This window comes from Streptomyces sulfonofaciens, assembly GCF_014656295.1.
In the GTDB taxonomy this organism is placed as follows: domain Bacteria; phylum Actinomycetota; class Actinomycetes; order Streptomycetales; family Streptomycetaceae; genus Streptomyces; species Streptomyces sulfonofaciens.
Map to the genome: position 1 here is coordinate 1 of NZ_BNCD01000059.1, position 2,333 is coordinate 2,333.

Sequence of the window (2,333 nt, forward strand, 5' to 3'; positions counted from 1 at the left end):
ACCCAAGGACTACCCGCCACCGCCCTCGCCTGGGGCCCCTGGACCACCACCACCGGCATGGCCACCACACTCGACGGCACCCGGGCGGGTCGCAACGGGGTGCGTCCGCTGGACCCCGACCGGGCGCTCGACCTGCTGAGTGCCGCGCTCACCGGACACCGGGACCGTCCGGCGCTGGTGCCGGCCCATGTCACCGTCCCGCCGCAGAACCGGGCGCCGGTGCGCCGGGCGGCCGGGCGCGGTGCGGGGGGCACGTCGCGGCTGCGGCAGGAGCTGGCGGGCCGGAGCGTGGCCGAGCGGCGGCAGGTCCTGCTTGAGCTGGTGCGCACGCACGCCTCCCTGGCCCTCGGGCACGACTCCCCCACCGCGATCGACCCGGACCAGGCGTTCCAGAACCTGGGCTTCGACTCGCTGACCGCGGTCGAGCTGCGCAACAACCTCAACACCGCCACCGGCCTGCGACTGCCCGCCACCGCCCTCTTCGACCACCCCACCGCCACCGCCCTCGCCGGATTCCTGGCCACCAGGCTGGAGGACGTGCCGGCCGAGGCCGCACCGCGTCCCACCAGGCCGGCCACGCGGCCCCGGACCGGGCACGAGGAGCCGATCGCCATCGTCGGCATGGCCTGCCGCTACCCCGGGGGCGTCACCACACCGGACGAGCTGTGGCAGTTGCTGGCCGAGGGCCGGGACGCCACGTCCGACTTCCCCACGGGCCGCGGCTGGGACATCGACGGCATCTACGACCCGGATCCGGACGCCCGCGGCAGGACGTACGGCAGGCGCGGCGGCTTCGTCCACGACGCGGACCGGTTCGACGCGGCGTTCTTCGGGATCAACCCGCGCGAGGCGATGGCGATGGACCCCCAGCAGCGGCTGCTGCTGGAGACCTCGTGGGAGGCGCTGGAGAGCGCCGGGATCGACCCGGCCGCGCTGCGCGGCAGCACCACGGGCGTGTTCGTCGGCATCTCCGCCAACGAGTACCTGCTGCTCGGCCACGAGGGGCCGGAGGACATCGAGGGCTATCTGCTGACGGGCACCTCGTCGAGCGTGGCGTCAGGGCGGATCGCGTACACACTCGGTTTCGAGGGTCCTGCCCTCAGTGTGGACACGGCCTGCTCGTCGTCGCTGGTGGCACTGCACCTGGCCTGCCGGTCGCTGCGCGACGGCGAGACGCCGCTCGCGATCGCGGGCGGTGCCACCGTGCACTCGACACCGGGCATGTTCCAGGAGTTCAGCCGGCTGCGGGGGCTGGCCGCCGACGGGCGGTGCAAGTCCTTCTCGGCGGCGGCCGACGGGGTGGCCTGGGGCGAGGGCGCGGGCACCTTCGTGCTGGAGCGGCTCTCCGACGCCCGGCGCAACGGTCACCGCGTGCTGGCCCTGATCCGCGGCACCGCGGTCAACCAGGACGGCGCGAGCAACGGCCTCACCGCACCCAACGGCCCCTCCCAGCAGCGTGTCATCCGGGCCGCCCTGGACGACGCCCGCCTGACCACCGCGGACGTCGACGCCGTCGAGGCCCACGGCACCGGCACCAGCCTCGGCGACCCCATCGAGGCACAGGCCCTGCTGGCGACGTACGGGCAGGACCGGCCGGACGAGCAGCCGCTGTGGCTGGGTTCCATCAAGTCCAACATCGGCCACACCATCGCGGCCGCCGGCGCCGGCGGTGTGATGAAGATGGTGCTGGCGATGCGGCACGGCATCCTGCCCAAGTCGCTGCACTGCGATGAGCCTTCGCCGTTCGTCGACTGGGACGAGGGCGCCGTCTCGCTGCTCCAGGAGGCACGGCCCTGGCCGCGGACCGACCACCCGCGGCGTGCCGCGGTGTCGTCGTTCGCGGTCAGCGGTACGAACGCGCACGTCGTGCTGGAAGCCGCGCCGGCGCAGGCGGGTGCGGCCGCCGCCGACGAGGCGACGGCCGGGGGCTCCGCGGTGCCGGGGGCTCCGGCGACGACGGTGGCGCCGTGGGTGCTCTCCGCCAAGTCCGAGCAGGCCCTGTGCGCCCAGGCCGCACGGCTGCGGGACTACGCCGCCGCCCACCCCGAACTCGACGTGGCCGAGGCGGCACGAGCGCTGGCCACCCATCGCAGCCACTTCGCGCACCGCGCCGCGATCAGTACGACGGACGGCTCACGCGAGGACTTCCTCGCCGGACTCGACGCCCTCGCCCAGGGCCGACCCTCCGCAACGGTGACCCAAGGCACCGCCGTCCCCGCACCAAAGACCGCATTCGTCCTGTCGGGGCAGGGCAGTCAGCGGCCGGGTATGGGCAGCGAGTTGTACGAGACGTTCCCCGTGTTCGCCGCCGCGCTCGACCAGGTCTGCCACCT

The 2,333-nt window shown here is 74.3% G+C and carries 1 protein-coding gene; it reads left to right on the plus strand.

Features of this window, described 5'->3' with window-relative positions; all coding sequences use genetic code 11:
* Positions 1-2,333 (plus strand): type I polyketide synthase (locus tag IE313_RS34510; protein WP_229925196.1); only part of this gene is annotated, 2,333 nt, incomplete at both ends.